Origin of the sequence: Spirosoma endbachense (assembly GCF_010233585.1) — a bacterium.
In the GTDB taxonomy this organism is placed as follows: Bacteria; Bacteroidota; Bacteroidia; order Cytophagales; family Spirosomataceae; genus Spirosoma; species Spirosoma endbachense.
This window is the reverse complement of the sequence record NZ_CP045997.1, coordinates 7,911,913-7,936,152: the sequence shown is the minus strand read 5'-3', so window position 1 is coordinate 7,936,152 and position 24,240 is coordinate 7,911,913. Positions and strand designations below refer to the sequence as shown.

The 24,240-nt window shown below is 48.8% G+C and carries 17 protein-coding genes; 6 read left to right on the top strand and 11 right to left on the bottom strand.

What is annotated here, in order from left to right; genetic code table 11:
- Window positions 1-11: 11 nt before the first annotated feature.
- Together GJR95_RS32395 and GJR95_RS32390 are read right to left on the bottom strand one after the other, a co-directional pair.
- A complete protein-coding gene (locus tag GJR95_RS32395) occupies window positions 12-1,331 on the bottom strand; it encodes an NAD(P)/FAD-dependent oxidoreductase (protein ID WP_162389805.1) in 1,320 nt (439 codons plus the stop codon).
- A 41-nt stretch (window positions 1,332-1,372) separates the two neighbouring features.
- Entirely contained in the window at window positions 1,373-2,071 is a 699-nt protein-coding gene (locus tag GJR95_RS32390; protein WP_162389804.1) for an SDR family NAD(P)-dependent oxidoreductase, read from the bottom strand.
- Window positions 2,072-2,693: 622 nt separating this feature from the next.
- On the opposite strand from GJR95_RS32390, the gene GJR95_RS32385 reads away from it, so the two are divergent.
- The gene (locus tag GJR95_RS32385; RefSeq protein ID WP_232540927.1) at window positions 2,694-4,760 is read left to right on the top strand and encodes a sigma 54-interacting transcriptional regulator; all 2,067 of its coding nucleotides are present in this window, start codon (window positions 2,694-2,696) and stop codon (window positions 4,758-4,760) included.
- 36 nt (window positions 4,761-4,796) lie between these two features.
- Here the strand turns inward: GJR95_RS32385 and GJR95_RS32380 are convergent, their stop codons facing one another.
- Window positions 4,797-5,432 carry a DsbA family protein gene (locus GJR95_RS32380; RefSeq protein ID WP_232540926.1) on the bottom strand — a complete coding sequence of 212 codons (636 nt, stop codon included), beginning with the start codon at window positions 5,430-5,432 and terminating at the stop codon, window positions 4,797-4,799.
- A 374-nt stretch (window positions 5,433-5,806) separates the two neighbouring features.
- Here GJR95_RS32380 and GJR95_RS32375 point away from each other — a divergent pair, with 374 nt between their 5' ends.
- The 3 genes from GJR95_RS32375 to GJR95_RS32365 all read left to right on the top strand — a co-directional run bounded on the left by GJR95_RS32375 (window position 5,807) and on the right by GJR95_RS32365 (window position 12,968).
- Window positions 5,807-8,179 carry a tetratricopeptide repeat-containing sensor histidine kinase gene (locus tag GJR95_RS32375; protein ID WP_162389803.1) on the top strand — a complete coding sequence of 791 codons (2,373 nt, stop codon included), beginning with the start codon at window positions 5,807-5,809 and terminating at the stop codon, window positions 8,177-8,179.
- Window positions 8,180-8,267: 88 nt separating this feature from the next.
- On the top strand, window positions 8,268-10,640 hold the full coding sequence (locus GJR95_RS32370; protein ID WP_162389802.1) for a tetratricopeptide repeat-containing sensor histidine kinase: 2,373 nt from the start codon (window positions 8,268-8,270) through the stop codon (window positions 10,638-10,640).
- A 60-nt stretch (window positions 10,641-10,700) separates the two neighbouring features.
- The gene (locus GJR95_RS32365) at window positions 10,701-12,968 is read left to right on the top strand and encodes a sensor histidine kinase (RefSeq protein ID WP_162389801.1); all 2,268 of its coding nucleotides are present in this window, start codon (window positions 10,701-10,703) and stop codon (window positions 12,966-12,968) included.
- Between the two features lie 35 nt (window positions 12,969-13,003).
- On the opposite strand, the gene GJR95_RS32360 is transcribed toward GJR95_RS32365, so the two are convergent.
- The 5 genes from GJR95_RS32360 to GJR95_RS32340 all read right to left on the bottom strand — a co-directional run bounded on the left by GJR95_RS32360 (window position 13,004) and on the right by GJR95_RS32340 (window position 18,155).
- Window positions 13,004-14,461 carry an aldehyde dehydrogenase family protein gene (locus GJR95_RS32360; protein WP_162389800.1) on the bottom strand — a complete coding sequence of 486 codons (1,458 nt, stop codon included), beginning with the start codon at window positions 14,459-14,461 and terminating at the stop codon, window positions 13,004-13,006.
- 54 nt (window positions 14,462-14,515) lie between these two features.
- Complete coding sequence (locus GJR95_RS32355) at window positions 14,516-15,304, bottom strand: alpha/beta hydrolase (RefSeq protein WP_162389799.1); 789 nt, start codon at window positions 15,302-15,304, stop codon at window positions 14,516-14,518.
- Window positions 15,305-15,396: 92 nt separating this feature from the next.
- On the bottom strand, window positions 15,397-16,203 hold the full coding sequence (locus tag GJR95_RS32350; protein ID WP_162389798.1) for an alpha/beta fold hydrolase: 807 nt from the start codon (window positions 16,201-16,203) through the stop codon (window positions 15,397-15,399).
- 15 nt (window positions 16,204-16,218) lie between these two features.
- Window positions 16,219-17,013 (bottom strand): SDR family oxidoreductase, encoded by a 795-nt coding sequence (locus GJR95_RS32345; protein WP_162389797.1) that lies wholly within the window; start codon window positions 17,011-17,013, stop codon window positions 16,219-16,221.
- A 68-nt stretch (window positions 17,014-17,081) separates the two neighbouring features.
- The gene (locus tag GJR95_RS32340; RefSeq protein ID WP_232540925.1) at window positions 17,082-18,155 is read right to left on the bottom strand and encodes a catalase family peroxidase; all 1,074 of its coding nucleotides are present in this window, start codon (window positions 18,153-18,155) and stop codon (window positions 17,082-17,084) included.
- A gap of 457 nt (window positions 18,156-18,612) precedes the next feature.
- Here GJR95_RS32340 and GJR95_RS32335 point away from each other — a divergent pair, with 457 nt between their 5' ends.
- The gene (locus GJR95_RS32335) at window positions 18,613-19,164 is read left to right on the top strand and encodes a cupin domain-containing protein (RefSeq protein ID WP_162389796.1); all 552 of its coding nucleotides are present in this window, start codon (window positions 18,613-18,615) and stop codon (window positions 19,162-19,164) included.
- Between the two features lie 167 nt (window positions 19,165-19,331).
- Here GJR95_RS32335 and GJR95_RS32330 read toward each other — a convergent pair whose 3' ends face one another.
- The 3 genes from GJR95_RS32330 to GJR95_RS32320 all read right to left on the bottom strand — a co-directional run bounded on the left by GJR95_RS32330 (window position 19,332) and on the right by GJR95_RS32320 (window position 22,573).
- Window positions 19,332-19,769, bottom strand: a complete 438-nt coding sequence (locus GJR95_RS32330; protein ID WP_162389795.1) for a carboxymuconolactone decarboxylase family protein — start codon at window positions 19,767-19,769, stop codon at window positions 19,332-19,334.
- A gap of 59 nt (window positions 19,770-19,828) precedes the next feature.
- Window positions 19,829-20,074, bottom strand: coding sequence for a hexameric tyrosine-coordinated heme protein (locus GJR95_RS32325; protein ID WP_162389794.1), 246 nt, complete (start codon window positions 20,072-20,074; stop codon window positions 19,829-19,831).
- A gap of 729 nt (window positions 20,075-20,803) precedes the next feature.
- Window positions 20,804-22,573, bottom strand: a complete 1,770-nt coding sequence (locus GJR95_RS32320; protein ID WP_232540924.1) for an arylsulfatase — start codon at window positions 22,571-22,573, stop codon at window positions 20,804-20,806.
- Between the two features lie 301 nt (window positions 22,574-22,874).
- On the opposite strand from GJR95_RS32320, the gene GJR95_RS32315 reads away from it, so the two are divergent.
- Window positions 22,875-24,164 (top strand): spinster family MFS transporter, encoded by a 1,290-nt coding sequence (locus tag GJR95_RS32315; protein ID WP_162389793.1) that lies wholly within the window; start codon window positions 22,875-22,877, stop codon window positions 24,162-24,164.
- Window positions 24,165-24,240 lie beyond the last annotated feature (76 nt).

Genomic DNA, 24,240 nt, shown 5'->3' with positions numbered 1-24,240 from the left:
AATTCGGGGAGTTAAAGAGGAACAGAAGCACCTGAAACGCTGGTCACGGCTTCAACGGGAGCGTTCTGAAATCGAGTGATTAGCCGAGAAGCCCGGCTGTAACTAAAATAATTGACTGCCCAATTCAGTACCGTCGACGCTTTGTTGCGAAACCCAACCAATAAAAGCAGGTGTACGCCCATCCAGAGTATCCAAGCCAAAAACCCCTGCGTGTGCCAGAAGGGTAGCTCAACGACGGCCCGATTGCGGCCAATAACAGCCATTACACCTTTATTTACGTAGCGAAATGGTTGAAGCGGTTCTTGCCGATTTATAGAAACTAAATTCTTCGCCAGCCATTGCCCTTGCTGGATGGCTGGGGGAGCCAATCCCGGAAGCCCCTGTGGATAATCCGGAAGCACTTGCAGAGCATTATCGCCAATAGCGAATACGTTCTCATAGCCCTCCACCTGATTAACCGCGTTGACCCTATACCGATTTCCTTTTCCAACGCTGGCGGGCGATAAGCCCGGAATGAGTACGCCTTCCACTCCGGCCGTCCAAAACAGGGTTTTGGCAGCATGCGTGTCTCCATTACTAAGCGTAACAACCCGGCCATCGTAGGATTGAACCATGACTTTTAAATGCACCGTTACGCCCATCCGGTTCAGAAACTGATGGGCCTTTCGGGAAGAGTCTTCTCCCATGCTTTTTAATAAGCGGTTGTTCCCCTCGATTAGGTGAATCTTCATGTGTTTAAGGGGCAGTTCAGGGTAGTCTTTGGCCAGTACAATGTCGCGTAGTTCGGCAATGGCACCGGCCAGTTCAACACCCGTTGGGCCTCCACCGGCAATGATGATGTTCATCTGTTCGAGTTGTTGCTGCTCATTGGTTAGTTCCAGCGCCCGTTCACTATTTTCAAGCAGTCGACTCCGTAAGGACAGGGCGTTTCTCACCGTCTTCATGGGCAGGGCATGGCGGGTCAGCTCGTCACTCCCGTAATAATTGGCTTGTGAGCCGCAGGCCAGCACCAGGTAATCGTAGTGCAGGGTACCAATGGAGGTGTCCAGTTTATGGTGCTGTGGATCGATCTGAAGAACCTCCGCCATTCGAAAATGGAAATGGGGTTGTCTGGTAAAGATTTCCCGAACGGGTTCGGCAATGGCGTCGGGTTCCAGGCCGGCCGTCGCCACCTGATAAAGTAGCGGCAAAAACGTGTGGTAGTTATTCCTGTCGAGCAATACCACCTCAAACGCTTTTCCTTTCAGGGATTTAGCCAGTTGTATACCACCAAACCCACTGCCCACAATGACTACGCGGGGTAAACCAGAATCGGGAATGTTAATCTCCATCAGTAGATTAGTTTATGCGTGAATTAAGTACCTGCCAGCGGCTAGGCCCGATTGTATACCTTAAGTATGGGTTCTCGTAAGGCACGGCCCGCGCCAAAAAGCACAAAGGCAATCGTGTCGGCCAGAGTTTGCGGATCGACCCAGGCCGTAAAGTCGGCATCCGGCATAGCCCGACGGTTTGCAGGGGTATCAATAACACTGGGGGCAATGACGGTAGAGACAATATCGTGCTCTTTACCCGACGCATTGATCAGGTCCGACAAGTCGAACAACAGTGATTTGGCTAACGTATACGCCACTGCTTGCCGACCGAATTGGGCATTTAACGGTTGTCTGGCACCAATGAGTACGAACCGTCCTCCGTTGGATCGGCTACTCATGTAGGTAAAAAGTGGCTGAATGACATGATAAGCCGTTTTGAAATTTACCGTCATCATGCTATCGATTAAGGCCCCATCCGTCTCCGTCAGTGAACCACCTGCATACCCACCCGCTAACAGAACCGCTGCGTCGATAGGACCGTGTTTGTGAATAACCCGTTGGATTAACTTTTGAACCTGGGCTTCATCAGCCAGGTCTGTTTCATAGGTAAACAGCAAGTCTGAAAAGCCATGAATAAGGTTTTGCGGATTGTCGCTATACTGGCGCGTAGCAATAACGAGATGCCCTTCGTTCAGCAGGGCTTGGGTGACCACGTGGCCTAAGCCACCAGAAGTACCAGTTATGAATAGGGTAGCCATAAGTACACAGATGCGTTCGTTGAGGAACTCTTTAGAAATGAAATACCAGCGTCAACCGCTTCCTGATCGGTTTTTGTGCCAGTATTATTTTTTGGCTACGAATTTTGTAAACAGGCCTTTTTAGGGGATTGAGGGCTATTTATACCTGAAGGAAAACGCTATACAGGAGCGCAAAAATCCAAACTAGTTAGACTTTTAATAGACTACTCCATTATTTCTGGGGTTTACTATAGCTCAAACGGAAGACTTAATAAGGGCGGTCAACAATAAGCGTTGCCCCATCAATGCCTTTTTCGATTCGCTTTTCGGTCGATGGCTACCGATCGAATTACAGCCAACTGGAGAACTCCAGTAAATCTGGATTTTTCTACAGTTAGTCTGTAGTTACCTTAAGATGAAGGGTAAATTTTACGCGAAGTCAGGAAGACCGGCAAATTAAATTTACCGTTTATAAACCCGTATTTCCTGCTACAGTGACTGGCCTTTGGGTTGTTTGCTTACAGGAAGCAACTAGCCCGAGATTATGTAGTTACCTTTACTTTCTGCTCTGATACGGGCGCAATTCTTGTCAGGCCACCACCAAGGCAGTTCGAATTCAACTCTTCTCGTATGTTCTCAGGCTATGCAGCAACACCTCACTCCTCCCCTTTCCTCTACCTCAGCCTGTCAAATTCTGATCGTTGAAGATGAATACATCATCGCCAATGATCTGGAGTTGATTCTGCACGTTGCCGGGTATCCTGTTCTGGGGGTAGCCGATTCTGTGGCCGAAGCCCTGACACTCATAGCGCAGCAAAGGCCCGATATGGTTTTGCTCGACATTTATCTGAAAGGGAAAGAAACCGGCATCGACTTGGCCAAACAGCTCGAAGACAAGGGTATTCCGTTTATCTATATCTCGGCTAATGACAACAAAAGTGTCCTGGAACAGGTAAAAGCTACGCAGCCCAGTGGCTACATTGTGAAGCCGTTTCGGGAAAAAGATATATTGACAACGCTGGAAATCAGCCGGTATCGTCACGCCCACAGCGTTGAAATGAGACTACGGGAGGAAAAAGCGTTGCAAATAGGCCTCACCGATGCTTTGTCAGCATCGGAAAGTTGGGAACATAAACTACTGAACGCGGCCAGATTACTGCAGCCTAATGTCCCATTCGACTTTCTGACGATTCAGTATCAGAAGAACGGTGTCAATCAGAGCTATAATTTCTATCAGGTCGGATTTGACGAATATAAAACCCTCACTCTGAACGATTTGCAACCGATGACGGGCTATGCCGCAGACCAACTGCTGGCGATGCAAAGCGGGATGCGCTTTCGGGAACCTGTCCGCTATAACGAAGAAGCCTTCGACGGTTTTTGTCAAGCCCACCGCTATGGGCAGGTGCTCGCCAAATCATTCCGGCTCCAGTCAGGGCTGGTCATGCCGTTGCGGATGAGCGGCAACAACTCGTTTGTAATTCTATTCCTGAGCCGAAAAGCTGATGTATATCGTGCGTCGCACCTGACACTACTGGAACGGTTAGAGCAGCCAATCGTTCTGATGCTGGAGCGTGTGCTGGCTTTTGAGGAGGTGGCCCGGCTTAGCGAACAGCTCCAGCGCGAAAAGAACTATCTTCAGGAGGAAGTTAAAACGTCGGCCAATTTTGAAGAAATCATTGGCCGTAGTCAGTCGTTACTACGGGTTTTTGAGCAGGTCAACCAGGTTGCTTATACCGATACAACAGTGTTGATCCTGGGCGAGAGCGGAACCGGCAAAGAGCTGATTGCCAGAGCTATCCATAACCTGTCGCCCCGAAAGAGCAAGATTCTGGTCAAGATAAACTGTGCCGCACTCCCCGCCACACTCATTGAATCGGAACTGTTTGGCCATGAGAAAGGGGCTTTCACGGGTGCTTTCGAGAAACGAATTGGCAAGTTTGAACTGGCCCAGGAGGGCACCATTTTCCTGGATGAGATTGGGGAGTTGCCCCTGGAGTTACAGGCCAAGCTTTTACGGGTTTTGCAGGAAAAGGAAATAGAACGAATCGGTGGCAAAACGCCAATCAAAACCGATGTGCGGATCATCGCCGCCACAAACCGCAATCTGGAAAAAGAAGTAGCCGAAGGGCGCTTCCGGATGGACCTTTACTTCCGACTCGCCACCTTCCCCATTACCTTACCCGCCTTGCGCGAACGAGCCGGGGATATTCCGTTACTGGCTAACTTCTTCGCCCGAAAATCAGCCCGAAAAATGGGAAAATCCTTTCGGGGGATCAATCCCCAAGTACTCGATGAACTGGTTAACTACCCCTGGCCGGGCAACATTCGGGAACTGGAGAACGTCATGGAGCAGGCCGTAATTCTTAACGATGGGCAGACACCCCTCGAATTGGGTCGGCCTTTGGTAAGTAATCTATTTCTATTCAGTAGACCTACCTTATCCCCGGAGAATGACAGTCGTGATTCCAGTCAATCGACCAATTCCCCGCCAAAAGACCTGAATGACATAAAACAGATTCAGCAGCAAACGGAACGCGACTATATTCTGGCGGTGCTTAAGCGCACCAATGGCCGCATCCGGGGCAGCAATGGGGCGGCTGAACTCCTCAACCTCAAACCAACAACGCTGGAGTACCGGATGGATAAACTGGGCATTCGCAAAACGCTTTCCGTTGATCCTAATCATTCTCAGACTGATCCCGACTGACGGATTCACCGTAAACTCTTATCATTTTTTATGGATTCATTCACCTCGTCCCCAGTAGATCATGCCATTGGCAACATCCACTTTGCTAAGCACGGGTTGAGCGTACTGACTTACCTGAGCGTGAACAATTGGCGCTAAACGGGCCTGTGTTAGCTTTCCGTAAAACCGTTGTCCATTAACGAAAAACGTAGGCGTTGTCATGACGCCAAGCTGCTGTCCTTCGCGTCGGTCGGCGTCAATTCGATGATACAGTTCTTCATCATCCAGATCGTTTAGAAACTGATGGTAGTGCAACCCGAGCGAAATGGCAAGCGTCGAAAGTGATGAGCGATTGATGGTGGGCTGGGTAAACAAGGCCTGATACATGAGCCAGAATTGCCCTTGCCGACGGGCGGCTTCAGCCGCTAAAGCTGCCATTTTCGAGGCTTCGCTTTGGTCGTTGGGGAAATGGCGATAGCTATACCGAACCCGACCATCGAACGCCTTTAATATCGACGCGAGTAAAGGCCGGCTCCGGCGGCACTGGGCACCGGTAAAGTCGCCAAACTCGGTCAGCTCGACCGTAGGTGTCGGCCCTCCCCTGTCAGCAAAGGAATTGGTTGTTATCGAATTCATAAACGGGAGCGAAGAGAAAGGGTGATCAAAAAAGAAGTTTCTGATAAGAAGTTTCATAGAGATTGCGGTTGGGTGAAATCCAGGACGATTCCTGCGTAAAGCATGTCAACTCCTGTGCCACGAAACCGCCATTGATGCTACGTGGCAGAAAATGGCCAACGCAAGGCCCAGCGCGCGATATACCTCATAAAAGCCTGACCTGTAGACGTAAATTAGTTAAGAGAAACTCCAAAAGAATAGACGCTTTTTCCCTACAACTCCATTTTTTTTAGAGTTCGCGACCTTGCGGAAACAGCTAAGCAGGTCTTTTCCGACCTGACTAAAGCCATCCCGATTCGGAGCCATTTTTGTAGAGTGGATAGCAAGCGTTTACAGCCGTCGGCGGTCGTGAGCAACTGCTCACACGCCAAATGCATTGAAGCCAATTGATCATGATAGCGTCAGTAACCTTTTTCCCGTTTAGTCAATCAGTCGTAAGGTCGATTGGCTCAGCACGATCACTCCTGTTTAGTTATGCATCTCCGTTTGTAAGGGCCAATATTTGCCTGTTTTTTGGTTTGCTTTGGGGTTCTCTACCCGCCCACGCACAAAACATAAGCCGGAAGATGGCGAATCAACTGCTGGTTCAGTTAACCCAAAGTAAGGCAGACACAGGCCGAATAAGAATCCTGTTCGAGCTGGGCAAGTATCAGCTTTTTAAACCGGGCAATGTGCCTGCAGATCTGGACAGCAGTCTGTCCTACCTCAACCGGGCCAGGCACCTAAGCGATTCATTGCACCAGTTGACGTGGCAGCATGAAATAGACGCGGTAAGAGTGGCTAATTATCTAGAGGCAGCCAACAGCCAGCAGGCGTATGCGCTGTTTGACCGGTTGATCGCTGACTGCCGACGAACGGGCGACCGGGCATCCGAAGCCAACGCCCGTTTTCGTCTGGGCTACTGTATTTCTTTCACGACGAAGAAGTTTCCCGAGATTTTTGACAATTATAACCGGGCCATTGCCATCTACCGGTCGCTCCATAACCAGAAACAGGAACTGCTGATCCTGCACGAAATCGCGGGTCTCCATACAAATCTGGGACAGTTGGATTTGGCTGAGCGGGAGTTCCAGACGATCCTGAAACGCTACAAAGCTATCGGTTATCCAAGACTTCATTACACCTACAATTGGTTATCGACCATTAACCGCCTAAAAGGTGATTTTAACAAGAGCCTTTTTTACTCGCTGCAATGCATTGATAGCATGAACCGGACGGGCGACACCATATCAGCAGCCAGTTTTTACGGCAATCTAGCCCAAATGTATTTTGAGTTGGGCAGGTATCGGCAGAGCAACGAATGGTACCGGAAAACACTGGCTAAATGGCGGCAGGAAGGGTTACCAAATTATGGGATGTACAATGCGGCCAACATAATTGTCCGGGATTTAATTAAACAGCAGAAGCCAGAGGAAGCGCTCAAACTGATCAACGAACTGGTCACTCAGATTCCAACGATAAATTTCATCCAGAAAGGGTCGGTAGCACAGAGTTTCGCCTACAGCTATGATGCGTTGAAGGATGATAAGTTAGCCGAAAAATACTACCTGGAGGCAATGCGGTGGTACATAGAGGCCAATCATGATTTTGAAATGTCGCGAAAGGCCCAGATGGAAGTTGGCCGGTTTTACCTAGAACGTAACCAGTTTAAAAGAGCCAATTTTTATGTAAGGCCTTTGCTAGTTGATTCGACAAAGAAAAATTCACTTTCCCTGCTCAAGGACATTCACTTTATACTGTTTAAAATCGACTCGGCAACCGGAGATTACAAATCGGCCATTTCTCATTTTCGACAGCATAAATCACTGAATGACTCCATCTTCAACGAAACGAAAAACAATCAATTCAATCAGTTGGAAGTTCAGTATGAGACGCAAAAGAACAAACAGAATATAGTACTCCTGAAGAAACAAAAAATAGTGCAGGATGGGGAGCTAAAGCAGGCCCGAATCGTTCGAAATGGTATTCTGGGCGGGTCAGCTCTCTTGCTTTGCCTACTGGCATTAAGTTATAATCGGTATCGGCTAAAACAACGCAGCAATCAGCTTCTGGAAATTAAACAGCGTGAGATAAATCGAAAAAATCACACATTGGAGACCCTGCTATCCGAACAGCAACAACTACTGACCGAGAAGGAATGGATGCTCAAAGAAATCCATCACCGGGTTAAGAATAATCTACAAATCATTACCAGTCTGCTCCATTCGCAGGGCGTTTTCCTTAAGGACGAAGCCGCACAGTCGGCCATACGGGAAAGTCAGAACCGGGTACATGCCATGGCCCTGATTCACCAGAAGTTGTACCAGTCGGATCGGCTGGCGGCTATTCCGATGGCTGGTTACGTGGCGGAGATCGTCGACTATCTGATAAAGTCCTTCGATCGGGAGGATACCATTCGCAAACGAATCAACGTAATACCCCTCGAACTGGACGTTACGCTGGCGGTCCCTCTTGGCTTAATTTTGAACGAAGCAGTGACCAACTCCCTCAAATACGCCTTTATGGGTGGCAATCGGGGGATCATCTGCGTTGAATTAACGGCGCAAGAAAATCACTACCTGCTGGTAATAAGTGACGATGGAACGGGCCTTCCGGCTGACTTTAACCCGCAGAAAAGCCGAACGCTGGGTATGAGTCTGATGCGTGGGTTAAGTAAGCAGATTGGGGGACGTCTGGAAATCCGTCAGAATGATGGTAAAGGAGTTGAAGTCCGGCTTGTGTTCTCGGAGGAAACCGTTTGTAGAGAGCAGGTAACAGCGCTCTAATCAGTAATTTATATTAATATCATTCTGGCAAATATGATTGACATTGCATAAGGAATACGTAAAAGACTATGCTGCATAGTCATTGATCATGAAGCGAGTCGCTACATACAATTACCGTCAACTATCAATGGGGTCACCTGAGGCTGTCTTGTCTGATGGGACTACGATTTCGCTTCTTTTCAGGCGTCTCCTACGGAACTACGTGTTGGCGGCTGGCCTGCTGTTGGCCAGTCTGTCGAGTCCGGGCCAGAACATTAATCGACAAATGGTGAATCAATACCTGAAGCAGTTGGCGGGTAGCCCAAACGACACCAACCGCATCAACGCCCTGATTGAGTTGGGAAAGTTTCATGTACTCAAGTACGGTGAAGTCAAACCGGATTTAGACAGCGCACAAGGGTTTCTGCATCAGGCAAAGGCATTAAGTACCAGACTCAATTTACCTGCCAAACGTCATGAGGCCGAGACGATGCTGGTGGTTGCCCACATGGAATTAAGGGATACAACGGTGGGCAAACTGCTTTTCAATGAACTTATCAACGACTGTATCCGAACAAATGACAAAAGTGGGCAGGCTGAAGCGCTGACCCGATTTGGTGCCTGTTCCGTATTTATTACCAAGAATTTCCCGGTTGTCGTGGCTTGCTACATGCAGGCGGCTTCTATTTATAGGGAACTAAAGAATTACGAGTCTGAAATTTATATCCTTCGTGAAATTGCCGCGTTTCATACCAATCAGGGAAAGCTGGATTTGGGCAATAATGAGTTTGTCAATGTGTTAAATCGGTACAAAGCTATTGGCTATCCCAAGCTCCATTATACCTACAGCTGGCTATCGTACATCAACCGATTAAAAGGTAATTATGGCAAAGCCCTGGGCTATTCGTTTCAGTGTCTGGAGAGCATGAACCGGACTCGGGACACCTTACTCGCAGCCACGTTTTATGGTGATGTGGCCCAGATCTACTGGGAGTTGGGAAAGCAGGAACAGGCCATTAGCTGGTACAAAAAAGCACTTCAGAAATGGCGGCAGGAAAAACAGGCCGACCTGCCCATGTATAATGTAGCCAGCATCATTGCCCGCGACATGACAGCCCACCATAAAGCGGTGGAAGCCATTAGCCTGCTGAAAAATTTAGTTGGGGAAATACCACCGATCAATAAAGTTCAAAAAGGGTGTATTGCGCAAAGTCTGGCCAACTGTTACCAATCCCTGCATCAGTCTGCACTTGCCGAGCGCTACTATCTGGAAGCCATTGACTGGTACGAAAAATCACATCAAAATACGGAGATGTCGCAAAAAGTTCAGGCAGAAGTCGGCCAGTTTTACCTGGAGCAGCAGGACATTAAAAAGGCGGGGCTCTTCCTGGAAAAAGCGCTGGCTTTTACTCCCCAGAAACACGCCTTGTCGACGGTGAAAGACATCCACTACATGCTCTTTAAAGTCGATTCAGCTCAGGGGAACTATCTGTCCGCCATTCAACATTTTCGACTTCATAAAGCGTTGAATGATTCGCTTTTCAGCGAAACCAAGGCAAAGCAGATTGCTCGGTTGGAAATACAATACGAGACGAAAGAAAATCAACAGAACATTAGCCTGCTCAAGAAACAGAGCCACTTGCAGGCCAGTGAATTAGACCAGGCCCGAACGATCAGAAATACGATCCTCATCTGTTCGATTCTGTTGCTTTGCTTGCTGGGGTTGAGTTATAACCGCTACCGGATCAAGCAGAAGAGCAACCAGCTCCTCGAAACGAAACAACACGAAATTAACCAGAAGAACCAGGCGCTGGAAACGCTCCTCGCCAGTCAGAAACAATTATTAACTGAGAAAGAGTGGATGCTGAAAGAGATTCATCATCGAGTGAAAAATAATCTTCAGATCATCACCAGCCTGCTCCATTCTCAGGGTGTGTATCTGACCGACCAGGCCGCTCAGTCGGCTATCCGGGAAAGCCAGAACCGGGTTCATGCGATGGCGCTGATTCATCAGAAGTTATATCAATCCGATCAGCTCACCGCTATTCCCATGGTAGGTTATGTGACGGAGATTGTCGATTACCTGATTCAATCGTTCGATCGGGAAGGTACCGTTCGTAAGCAGATTTCTCTGACTCCCGTTGATCTGGACGTGACGCTGGCTGTACCCCTCGGGTTAATTATCAACGAGGTGGTGACCAATTCGCTGAAACACGCCTTTCCATTCAATCAGACGGGCGTTATTAGCGTCGCCCTGAGAAAGTTGGATAGTCAAACGTACCAGCTTACAATTAACGATAATGGTATTGGGCTCCCCGCCGATATAAACCCAAACCGCAGCATGACGTTAGGCATGAGTCTCATTCGGGGGTTAAGTAAGCAATTGGGTGGTCGTTTGCAAATCGATCAGCGCGACGGTGTTCAGATAAGCCTGACGTTTACGGAAGAAAAAATAGTTAAAGAAATGGTCGGCAGCGATTAGCCGTTTCCGGGCATAGGTTTCTTTATAATCAATAATTCACCCTCAATCGTAGATTCGTTGATGATAACGAGGAAGCAGCTTCTTATTCTGAGTATCTGGTGCCTGCTTACGCAACCGGCCCAGGCTCAGTTGTCTGCTCCACAACTCGACAGTGTTCGCCATCAGCTAAACCGCAACCGGAGCGACACAACTCAGGTAAAACTGTTATTGGAATTAGGTAAGTACATGCTTGGTCTGCCCTCTCAGACCAAAGCGAATTTGGACAGTACCCTTTTGCTTTTTGAGCAGGCGTTAACCCTCAGCAATCGGCTTGGCGATCAGAAATGGAAAGAGGAAAGTCTATATCAGGTAGGTACCTACTACTTTCGACATAACAAGCTGGCGCAAGGAAGATCCTACTTCACCCAGGTGATCAAGGCCTATCAGCAAGCTGGTAATGTAGGTCAGGAAGGCAAGGCCTGGTTCAGACTGGGTGCTGATTTAGTAAAGATAGAAGAGAATTACACGGAAATTTTAACTGCTTATGCGCATGCACTAGCCCTGACGATTCAGGTCGGCGATCGGCAACAGGAAGTTATCATAAGGTCGGCCATAGGTGAGTTGCATAGTATACAGGGTAAGTTAAAGGAGTCCGAACAAGAGTATATGCGTACCTTGACGATCCAAAAAGCGATCGGCGACAAAAGCATTTACAAAACGTTCTTTGCGCTATCGAATATCGGTTTCTATCGGGGAGATTTAAAATTCGCGCTCTTTTACGCCCTGAAAATGGTCAGGAACTTGGAGGAAAATGGGAATAAGGGTAAGCTCGATGAAGCCTATTTCAGGTTGGGGAATGTTTATTTTGAATTAGGGCAAATTAATAAAAGCATCGACACGTATAAAAAGTCGCTGGCCATCAGCAGGCAAAAAGGCCAGGTGATTGTCGATGCAGGAATGGCTAAAAAGTTAGCTAGAGCTTTGCTCAAACAGGGGAAAGCAAAGGAAGCACTCCAATTTTTGACAGCTATTGACCAAAAAAACCTGCCACTTGTCATTGATGACAAAATGACAATGGCCGAAAGTTTTGGGGAGTGTTATGCCGCCCTCAAGCAATACAAACGGGCAGAAGCCTATTATTTAGAAAGCATTGAGTGGAGCAAAAAAACCGCGTCCTGGGTAGCCCAAGTTGCCAATATGGGCATTGGTCGATTTTATGTGGCAACGAAGCAGTTTACTAAAGCCAGTCCCTTTTTGCAGAAACTGCTGTCGGCCCCACAGGGTCAGGTACCCGCCAATATCCTCATGGAAGTGCATTTAATGACCTTCAAAGTAGATTCAGCGGCCGGTCGTTATGTTTCCGCTATTGCCCAGTACCAGCAGTACAAAGCATTGAATGACTCCATGTTTAACGCTGTTAAAAGCAGGCAGATTAACGAAATGGAGATTCAGTATGAAACCCAAAAAAAAGAACAGCAAATTCAGTTATTGACCGAAAAAGAACAGCGCCAGCAAAGCGAATTGAAGCGGGCACAAACAACCCGTTATGGCTTTATCGCTGGTGCTATTCTTTTAGTGAGTCTGCTCGGCGTTAGCTACAATCGGTTCCGGCTCAAACAACGTAGTAATCAACTCCTTGAGTCTCAAAAGCAGGAAATCAACCTGAAAAACGATTCTCTCCAGGAAGTACTCACCGAAAAGGATCACCTTTTGGCGGAGAAAGAGTGGATGTTAAAAGAGATCCACCACCGGGTTAAGAATAACCTCCAGATCATCAGTAGCTTGCTTCACTCTCAGGGCGTGTATCTGACCGACCATTCGGCCCAGTCGGCCATCCGGGAAAGCCAGAACCGGGTACACGCCATGGCCCTGATTCACCAGAAGTTGTACCAATCCGATCAACTCGCCAACGTTGAACTCTCAGAGTATATTGACGAAATTGTTGACTACCTGATCACAAGCTTTGACCGTCAGGATACTGTCCGAAAGCAGATTGAAGTAGCCCCCATTGGGTTAGACATAACGCTGGCCGTTCCGCTGGGTCTGATTATAAATGAAGCGGTCACCAACTCATTAAAACACGCTTTCCCTTCAGGACAGAACGGATTTATCGCCATTACGTTACTAAAACCTGATAGCAAAACATACAGGCTTACGATCAGGGATAATGGGATTGGCTTACCTGCCGATCTAAACCCGAACCGAAGTCGAACGCTGGGCATGAGCCTGATCCGGGGACTGAGTAAACAATTGAGGGGCACCCTCCAAATCGATCAAAACGACGGTGTTCAGATAAGCTTACTGTTTACAGCGGATAGGATTGACCGGGGACTGATTCATGCTGTATAATGAGTTACCCTGTTTTAACCCCTTTCTGGTAAACGTTAAAAGGGATACTGGCGGGTTTCGTGCGCGACACTGACCCACTGCACGGTAGTCATTTCTTCCAGCATGAAGTCTCCGCCAAAACGCCCCGTACCCGATGACTTTTCGCCACCAAAGGGTGAATGGACTTCGTCATTATCTGACTGGTCGTTGATGTGGATCATACCCGTTTCGACCCGCCGGGCCAGCTTCATACCCCGGTAAATGTCCCGCGTATGTACGGCACCGCTTAGGCCGTATTCTGTGGCATTCGCCAGTACAATGGCTTCTTCATCGGTTTTGAACGGCATGATACTTACCGCTGGGCCAAAGATTTCATCTTTAAAGATGGGCATATCGACCGTTACGTTCGACAGTACCGTAGGTTGTATGACATTGCCTGATGCCTGATTCCCGGTTTCAACGACAGCCCCCATTTTAACCGACTCGTCAATCATTCCCAGAATGCGCTTAACCGCTTTTCTGTCGATTACCGGCCCGATAACCGTTTGTTTGTCGGCCGGATCACCATAAGGTAATGTTCGGGCATGGGCTACAAACTTGTTCTTGAACTCTTCGTAGATCGACTCATGGACCAGAATTCGGTTCGTGGCCATGCACACCTGCCCCTGGTGCAGAAACTTCCCAAATATGGCACCCGCAACAGCCTGTTCAACGTCGGCATCGTTTAGCACAATGAACGCATTGTTACCGCCCAGTTCGAGTGCCGATTTTTTAACCGATTCGCCGGCAATTCGACCAATACCTTTCCCTACCGGCGTTGAGCCGGTAAACGAAACAAATTTAGACACCGGATGACCGGTGAAATAGTCGCCGATTACATTCGATTTCCCCACCACCACGTTGAAGACCCCGGTCGGGAACCCCGCTTCGTCGAACAGTTTGGCGATGATCGTTCCACCCGTCACCAACGACTCCACCGAAGGCTTAACGACCATCGTGTTACCAACCGCCAGCGCGGGTGCAATAGTACGCATGGAGAGGTATAACGGAAAATTCCAGGGGCTAATCAGGCTTACCACACCCCATGGCTTACAGTATACATACGATTCTTTTCCGTCAATGGTCGACGCCATTGTCCGGCCGTGCATCCGGGTGGGAAATGAGGCCGCTTCCACCAGAATGTCATGCGCCTGTTGTACTTCAATGATACCTTTGATATAGGTACTGCCTGCTTCTTTAGTCAGCCAGTCGATGAACTCATCCTGCCGTTCGGAAATGAGCCGGGCGGCATTTAGCAGCAAATCCCGGCGAAACAGGGGGTTACTGGATGCCCAGGCAGCCGACGCGTTTTTGGCTGCCTGAAAAGCGGTATCGACATCACTGATGGCGGCTGATGGCAACGAATGGATAACCTCCTCCGTAAATGGATTGAGGTTATCGATCGTCTCTTCAGCCCGGCCATCTGTCCACTGGCCGTTGATGAATTGTTTGTTTAACGCTGTATAGGACATCATGATTTTACTTGTTAAAGGCCTTTTACGAGTAGTCTGACTACCGAACTCATCGAACTACACCGTTGTACTTTCCAGCCAATTCAGGATATAGTCGGCATCTTCGCGCCAGGTTGGCTGGCCCAACACAAAGTGATTACGCCCCTCAAATTCCTTGTAATCGGTGATGGAGCGACTGTCTTTGTACTTCATATAATTGGTATGATTCAGTGATGCAGGAATAATGTGGTCGGTGCTACCCGAGGTGATCAATAACGGGGGGTGGTATTTGGCGAAATCAATATGAGCCGCTTCTGTCAGGCCATCCCTCGATACTTTCTTCGATTCCGGAACCACAAATCTGTCATAGGCTTCGCGCTGGGCCTCGTAGGGCATCCCGTTGGTAAAGATGTACTGCCAATCCTCGAACGACATCAAATAGCTTTCGTCCGAATCGGTAAACAAGCCCAGCGGGTGCCAGGTCGATTTGTAAAACGATAGCTCAAACGTTAAAAGCCCTTGTGGAGCAACGGGGTGAATGGCTACGCCAGCGGTTCCCAAATCCCGCTGTAGTAATAGCTGAACCATCAGGCCGCCTATCGAGTGACCAATGAGGATGGGCTTTTCGGTATAGCGATTGGCTATTTCGGCGTAATGATCGGTCAGCTGAGCCAGCCGGATGGAGGCAATATCCGGGTCGGGCTGACGGCTTCGGAGCTCGGCTGGCGAAGCATCCTTATAGGGCCAGGGCGGTGCACTGCAGGCATATCCTTTTGCGCAGAAGAACGAGATCCATTCGTCCCAACAGTTGTTGCCGACAAAGGCACCCGTAATAAAGAGAATCGGTCGTTTTTTGCTTGCGTCCATGTTTGTAGAAATGTATTTAGTGAATGATTTAATGATTGGCTAGTCTCTAACGCCATAGCATATACGTAATTCATTGAACTCAATTTTGACACCTAGTTGGCAATGTTCATCAGCACAGTGGTCACCTGATCGGGCATCGAGAGAAACGGACAGTGGCTACTGTTGAGCGTGTATGTTTTTTTGATACCGGCCGCTGCCACCATACGCTTTTGCAGCGGCAAGCCGACGGCATGATCCTGCGCTGTATGCACGTAATACTTATCTACTTTTCCAAAATTGGCAGCGGTCAGCGTAACGGGATTGGTAAAAGGAATAGCCGGTTCGGGCTGGTAATTGCCGACAACCAGTTTTTTCACCGCGTCCGATCCATCCTGAATAAAAATCGGGATTAAGCTTTCCGGCTTGATTCCCAGCGTCAGATTGTCGGCTGACGGAATCAGGGCAGGCCCAAGCAGTGACGTGCTGTCTGTCTGGGCCAACGCCAGCAGCGACTGTCCGCTGGCGGGAAAGAACGCACCAATATAGACCAGTTTATCAATCCGGGTCGGGATCTTCTCGGCCGTTGCGGTCACCACCACCCCGCCCATACTATGGCCCACTAAAATGACGTTCCCCTGTATACCGTTAATGGCGGAGATAACTTTATCCCGATAAACATCCATTGTTAAAGTAGCCGGGGGCGTTTTATCGGCACCATGACCGGGCAGTTCCACCACGACTACCTTCTGGCCTTTTTGTTCCAGTTGGCTCTTAACGTACTGCCAGGCATAGGGAGCCTGCCAGGCACCGTGTACGAGCACAAATGTGTGTGCCGGTGCCGGGTCATCATCATTAGTACAGGCGGTATGCGTAGCCAGCATGGCACAGGTCAGGAGGAGGGAGATAAGTAAGGTTTTCATACATCTTGTGTGTTTTTAAATGTTAAATCTTCTTGCCGCCCCCCACTCATATAAGGGATACGATAGAAATTGTATGACAGGGAGTGTTTTAGCATCGCTACCAACCCGATAGCTAAACTGTGGCCTGGTAGTCCGAAGTATTTTTAGCACAACATCCGCTACCGGCTCCGGCGAGGGGCCGTTCTTTATCGAATTCGAATAGACCGATAAAGCGTTTTCCCGGTCTTTCGTATAGGCGGGAATGGTTGGTTCAGCGTACGAAAACCCCTGTACCAGGTTGGTCTTGAAAAAAGCGGGCTCAACCACTGAGATACGAATATTGAACGGTTTCACCTCGAACCGCAACGACTTAAAAAAACCTTCCAGCGCATGTTTCGAGGCTACGTAAAAGCTTTGAAACGGAATCCCAACCAGTCCGGCCAGGGAGCCAATAGTGATAATCTGGCCACTTTTTTGGTCTCTCATTAACGGCAGGACGGCTTTTGTCATGTTGACCGTTCCCCAAAAGTTAATCTCAAACTGCTGGCGGGCTAATGTCGAGCTGGTTTCTTCGGCACTTCCATTCAGGTCATTTCCTGCGTTATTTATCAACACGTCGATCACCACCGTCCTGACCGATAAGGCAGCTATGCAGTTTTTTATCGACTCTTCGGATGTGATGTCCAGGGGCAACAGCTCAAAGGCAACCTTGTGTTGATGCTGCTCCGGAAAACGACTGGTACCAAACACGGCAAAGCCGTTTTTATGAAGTTTGTTGGCAATACTCAACCCAATACCTGAGGTTGCCCCGGTAATCAATACGGTTCGCATATCCCTAAAGAGTTTACTGTGAATTCGGACTTTTATACGTCGTCTGGCAACAGTTGACGGAGCGACAGTCAATGCACCTCAAACGCCCCCTGCCGCCCACCTACCGAAATAGGGTACGCGCGTGCCCGGTCCAGCAGCATTGGGTCGGCGATGTTGATCCCTTCGGGTACGTTGTTGGGGTTGAAAAACAGTGTTTTATCCTCCGCCACCGTGTTCGCGGCTACTTTAGTTATTGTCACCGTTCCGAGCAGAACACGCTTTCGGCTATCGGGCCAGGCAATGGAAGGGTCTTCGATCTTATCGCCTTTCTGGGCAATCTGGGCATACAGCTTAAACACGACTGGTTTCTTAGCCACCCGCTCCTTAATTTCTTCCTGTAAGTAATTGGGGCCTAAGGTGGCAACCTGCTGAGCCGTCAGGAACTGTTCACCAGCTTCGGGAATAATCTGATAACGAACAAATTGCGATTGGCCCGCCTGGTTCGTGAACTTAAAGGAATTGACCCCAAAATAGGCCAGCGTACCCCAGCTTGGCGTGAATGGCTTTTGCGTTGTCAAAAAAGTTTTCGCGACAGGATGCGTCGCCAGAAACTGGTTCAGTGGGGCCGGATTTCCTTCCCTATTGGCACCAATAGCTTCCAGCATGACTTTAAACTCGTCCGTTGTGGATACCGGGAAGCCGTTGAAACTATGGAAGATAATGTCGGTCGATTGATTCTCCGGCATCTGAAACTTGATCGCCATGCCCCGTGGGTGGGAAGCTCCTACCGTATCGGGGATATCGGGAATTCCCGTGAAGTTAGAGAATCGAACGAGAACCGGTAGTGTACCACTTTTTAAATGGGCTGCTTTTGTCAGCGTACGGGCTTCGAGTGCGGGTGTAAAACTACCTTCCAGAATGAAGCCCTTGGCATGCACGGCCCGCCCGCCATTTTTGCCAAAAGCCGTATGAAACATATCAACGACCTGAATGGGCGTGGCTTTTGTAGTGGATTTGATACCGGCATTTCCGTCCTGAGCATGAGCTGCGGGCAGTATGCTAGATACGAGCACAGTCATCAACAGAGCCCCATTGAACCGGCTGCTTTTAAGGCTATAGCTTGCGCCGGTTGAGTTGTTTGGTGAACACGAAAGAGGTTGCATATAATTGATTAGTTATGGTTCAAGCACCCTTTACCAAACCCTGTGCCGAAGGCCACGAAAAACTAACTTCAACCAATATCTCCCTTTTAAAGATTAATAACGGCCTTTTAAACCGGCAAACGAATGTAATGGCAAAAACAGGTCAGCTTGTTCAATCCAGTATATCTGGAGTAGTCAGACAAATCCGTAATGAAGTACGACGCATCTGGAGGAAGCTTGCAGACAGAAGCTGTTTTACGGAAACAACCCCTGCCGAAGTGCAGAGCCAAAGCATTGAATTTCTCCCCAAAAACACGAACTCAGCTCATTTGATATCGGGAAGTAGCCCAGGCTGAGCAATAGTCTGAGTTTCTGAAGAAAGCCAACGGATGACATAGTGTTTCAAGGGCGTGACTGAAACAGGTTCTGGCATGTGGCTTGTTATACGATGGGTGTCAGACGTTAAAACCAGACGAATATGGCCTATCGGAACAAAGTAATTCGAAATCCCAAAACAGGTCAGGTAATTACGTTTCTGCACACGGCTAAAGACACTGCGGGGCAATTCCTGGGTATGATCGCTACTTTTCAGCCGCAGCGTCAGCCCGAACTACGCTATTCTCTCCCTCACCAAACGCTGGATCTGGATGTATTATCGGGGGAGCTTACCGTTCTGATCAACGGCCAGTACAGGCAGCTGAAAGCGGGAGAGAAACTGTTTATTGAAGCTAATCGGCCACATGCACTGTGGAACCGATCCACTCAACCAACAACCATCAACTGCCGGGTACGCCCTGCCTTAAATACGGAGCACCTGCTGGAAACAATAGCCGCATTAGCAGGTGTCGAAACGATCAGCCGTCAGCCTATTCCCCGAATTCTCCAGACTGCCCTGACAGCGAATTGTTTTTCGAATGTCTTCAGACTAACCCGTTGGCCCTTTGTGTGCCAAAAGTTTATTTTCATACTCCTTTCTCCGGTGGCTTATCTGGCTGGCTTCAAACCTACCTATGAGAAATACATTGATTAGTCGGGCCCATACCTTCTGAATATAGCTGTTATGTTGACCGAAAACAGTTGCAGGCATCTTCCGGAATACTCCGAGCGATGCCTGCAACTGTTTTAAACATATTTAACCACGTAAGATAAATAAACATCATATTGCTACGCAGCCGCGACTCACGTAATTTACTCACGTTAAATTGGCGTCATACGGGTAGTTATACCAATCCGATTCCAGGCGTTTATACTAATGATTGCCATGATGAGTTGCGCCGTTAGTTGTTCACCAAAAAGAGCGATAGCCTGCTGATAGGTGTCGTCAGAAACCCGTTTTTCGCGGATCAGCGTCACTTCTTCGGTTAGCGCCAACAGCGCCCGTTCTTCATCCGAAAAGTAAGGGCTTTCTTCCCAGGCGTCCAGAGCGTAAATGCGCTTTTCTGCTTCGCCATGCGCCCTAGCGTCTTTGGTATGCGATTGAATGCAATATGCGCACCCATTCAGTTGAGATGCCCGAATTTTGAGCAGATCCAGTTGAGATACCGTTGGGCCGGAACCCGCAATGTGCGTATCTATGTCCGAAAGCATTTTATAGAAATCCGGGTCGATGTGGCCAATCTTTAGGCGTTTGTCCATTGTTTTTGCCAGTTAAAAAATTAGTTTCGTTTAAGAATCCGCCATTAATTGGCCTTTCATTAGCGGGTGACATGCCAGTAGTCGTTAGCGGCTGCAATAGTGGCAAACTCAGTTGCCACGGTTTGTCCAATCGCAATGAGCATCATGGCATCGTTGGCATAGACATCCCGCAGTTTTTCCCGAATCTGGGCATCTGGCTGAGTCGCTTTGATAATTAATCGGGCCATTTTGATAGCTAGTTGTCGACCTTCTTCTGGTGTAGCTGTTAAAAGGCTATTCGCAGGAATCAGCGTTATAGTTTCCATATATCTTTTACAGATAGTGATTAAGTTGATTAGTTTCAAAAGCTAAACAACGAGGTAGCGTTAAACTCACTTTGGTAATTTCTCTTGTTCGAAAGAGATGTGCCAAACCCTGTGCCGAAAGTGATGACTGTAAGAGTAACAGTTAAAATGCGTGAGAAAAGACTGTTAAGGCTCTTTTAGAGAAGACTGTTGGTTGCTTTCCTATTTTAGAAACGAGTTAGTGATCCAGTAATTCTGGATATTTAAAACCCATTTGGAGAAAATTCTGGGTACGTTGGAGCAGCGCAGTTAAACGACTCTTCTCCTATAGTTATAGGCTACTATGGGCAGGTTAAAGGGCATTAAGATTAAAATACGTATTCTGCGGGTCATAGTTGGCAGTTATTAAAACCACGGATCTAACTAGACGATTCTCTTCTTTTACTCAAAACCGTCAGGATAAATTGTCCTTATGTGACGCTTGTACAAATCCGTATTAATTTAATAGCGAAGTACATAGCGTCCCTGATTTCTGGTTAATGTCTTTGCGTCAATCGCCAAGTTAATAATTAGCTTTATGATGTAACTAACAGTGGTATATTTGTCTAGTTTTGTTCATTTATTATCGTTCATAAAAAGGGCAATGATCACAATTATTTGAACGTGTCGTTATTAGCTTTCAAAAACGTTCAGTTAAACGTCGGTTTATTTCTAGGACAAGACACGTCTAATCAAGCTTCAGGCAGCAGACTACTCGGGGGCGGTAAGCAAGAGCGCTTTTACGTCTGCCACCTGACCATTCGGAACCGATCCTGCCTGCAGCAGAATCCGGTGATTGCCCATAGGCAGTTTGAGCTTTCCTAACCTTAGCCAGGCCCAGCTCTTCTCGTACACTTCTTTACGTGGAATCCGGTCGGGGCTGGGATTTAGGGGCGGGTCGAAACTGGTTTGTATCGTTTGTTGCAGCGTCTGATTTCCGGCACTAAGGGTCAGTAGCGTGCCAAGAGCAGCATCCCGAGCGGTGTATTGCAGGCTCAACTCATAAACCCCCGGCCGCTCTACTGCCACATCCCACCAAACTGAATCGGCGGGTGACTGCCAGTTAATGAGCCAGTCATTGGCCCAGCCATTGCCCTGTTTATAGCGTACATTACCCGAAAAATGGGATTCCGGCGCCTGTAAAAGCACCCGTCGTGCCGCCACCGGCACCGGCCGGGAAGGGCTTATCGTTTGGGACACGTCCCGGAACCAGCGCTTGTAAGCCGCTTGCAGTGTTTGTACCTGCTGGGGCTGCCCAGGGGCCAGATCCGTCGACTGCGAAGGATCGCCAAGCATATCGTACAAGTGGACCTGCTCCTGTTGTTGTACCAACCGGTACTGAGCCGTGCGAACAGCCCCTGGCTCGGTAGCAAGGCCGCCCGCACTCATCCCGCCAACGTGCGTGAAGAGCATGCGATCGGGCAGCGTATCGGTCTGACCCAGCAACAGGCCCGCCAGGCTGCGGCCATCGATCGGGTTGGCGGCTATAAAGCGCAGCTCACACAAGTCGACCAGCGTCGGCAGTAGATCGATGTGGGCCGTGTTAGGTCGAATCCGGGTTTGGGGACGGATCTTTCCCGGCCACCGCACGAATAGCGGTACGCGTACGCCCCCTTCATCGACCGACCCTTTGATGCCCTTCATGTCGCCATTGAAGCGGTGACCGTTGGGACCATTGTCGGTCGCAAACACAACGATCGTGTTTTGGGCCAAACCCAACCGGTCCAGTCCTGCCAACAGCCGCTCCACGTTATCGTCTACGTTTTCAACCATGCCGTAGATACTGGCTTGCTCATCGTCGAGGCCTTTGGCCTTATACTTATCGAAATACCGGTCAGCCACCTGGTGGGGGCTGTGGGGGGCATTGAAGGGCACATAACAGAAAAAAGGCCGGTCTTTGTGCTTACTGATAAAGTTCAGCGCGGCCTCGGTCAGTACGTCGGTAATAAATCCTTTGGTGGCTACCATACGGTCGTTATGCTGCAAGTCGGTATCGAAGTAATTATTCCAGTGCCCCGCACAAAAGCCCAGAAACTCATCGAATCCCTGAGAGTTGGGATCTTCGGGTGCATGTTCACCATTGTGCCATTTGCCAAAACAGCCGGTGGCATAGCCGTTCTGGCGGAACACCTCACCCAGGGTTAGTTCCGCGCTACGCATGCGTTCCCAGCCCTGGGTGACCGAAACCGTACCCGTGCGGAGGTGGTAGCGGCCCGTGAGCAGGCTGGCGCGGGTGGGGGCACAAAGCGGGCTCACGAAAAAGCGCTCGAACTGGGCTCCGCTGCGGGCTAGCCGGTCGAGGTTGGGCGTTTCCACAAACCGATTGCCATGCAGGCTCAGGTCGCCCCAGCCCTGGTCGTCGGTCAGGATGAACAATACATTGGGTCTGACATCGGCTGCCGGCGAGCTGGTAACCAGCCCGCGGGCGATCCATGCGCTGATGACCAGCGCAGCCATACCTATCCAAAAAGGGTTTTTCATCGCTAAAAAGTAATAGTGGAGCCAAGCCGGTTCACGACGATTCGAAGGCCAGGGTTTGCCCGTTAATAAAAGAGACTAGGCTCTTTCCCTACTGGAAACTGTTCAGTAAAACGTCGGTAATTTTTCGGGCAATACTGTCTAAATGGGTTACTGGCGCATTTGTCCTTAGCCTGTTAACCAGGAACGACGTCGGCTATCTTGTCGTAAAATTCAATGATTGGCTGGGTAACATCAACGAACAAAGTATTTCCCTGGTATTTAATTCTTTTTAGCGCTACACTACCCTCCAATTAACGCCTAAATGCAAGCTAGAGAAACCACTGTTAATGAGGAAGTAAGTAGCCAGTACCGGAATTATGTCCTGGTGATGTTGACCCTGGTTTACGTCTTCAACTTTGTCGACCGGCAACTCCTGGTCATCCTCCAGGAGTCGATAAAGAACGAGTTACATCTATCCGATACCCAGCTTGGCATGCTCTCCGGCTTTACGTTTGCCTTATTTTACGTTACCCTGGGCATTCCCATTGCTCGTTTTGCCGACAAATCAAACCGGCGAAATATTGTGGCCGCTTCCCTGGGCATCTGGAGCTTAATGACCGCCAGTTCGGGTCTGGTGCGAAATTTCGGTCAACTGCTATTGGCCCGTATCGGCGTGGGAATTGGGGAAGCTGGAGGAAGCCCTCCGGCTCATGCCATGCTGTCGGATTACTTCCCGCCTGAAAAACGGGCTACTGCGCTTTCGATCTACTCGACAGGCATTTATTTCGGGATATTGGTGGGCTATTTAATGGGTGGTTATTTGAATCAACATCTTGGCTGGCGAACCGCATTTTTTGTGGTGGGTATACCGGGAGTTATTTTTTCGTTGCTGTTTTATGTATTGGTGAAAGAGCCTCGGCGCGGGGCGACCGATGTGAATACAACATTGGCAATCGAGTCGCCTTCATTGCGAGAGGTGTTAAAGCGATTGTATGCCACCAAATCCTTTGTTTATCTGGCGTTGGCTACCGGGCTACATGTCTTTTGCCTGTATGGAGTGAACAACTGGGCTCCTTCTTTTCTAGCCAGGCTTCATGGAATGAAAAATGCAGAAATAGGTGCTTTACTCGGTCCACTCTTCGGCATTGGCGGAGCAATTGGTTCGTATGCCGGTGGGTTATTAACCGATCATTTCGGAAAAATAGATCAGCGACAGTACTTGAGAATTCCAGCATACGCCATTATCATCTCTATTCCTTGTGCAACAGGTGCCCTTTTTCTACAGAATACGACCTTTGCGTTGGTCTGCCTGGGGTTAACGGCGGCTCTTCAAAGTCTTTATTTAGGTCCGTCGATTGCCGTTTCTCACAGCCTTGTGCCCTCATCGATGCGTTCGCTTACGTCCGCAATCCTATTTTTTGTACTTAATCTGGTTGGGTTGGGCTTTGGGCCCTTAACTGTCGGAATGGTCAGCGATTGGCTCGCTCCGTCTCTGGGTGTTGAGTCGCTTCGATGGGCCATGTCGATTGTAATTATGATCAGTTTTGGATCGACTACGCTTTTTTTGATTGCTGCCAGAAAGCTGACGGCTGATCTACAGTTGAGGAGTTGAACTGTCAAATCAATTTTGGTAAATTATTCCCCTGATTCAAACGCTTTTCGAAATTTCTTTAGTTGATATCTCCACC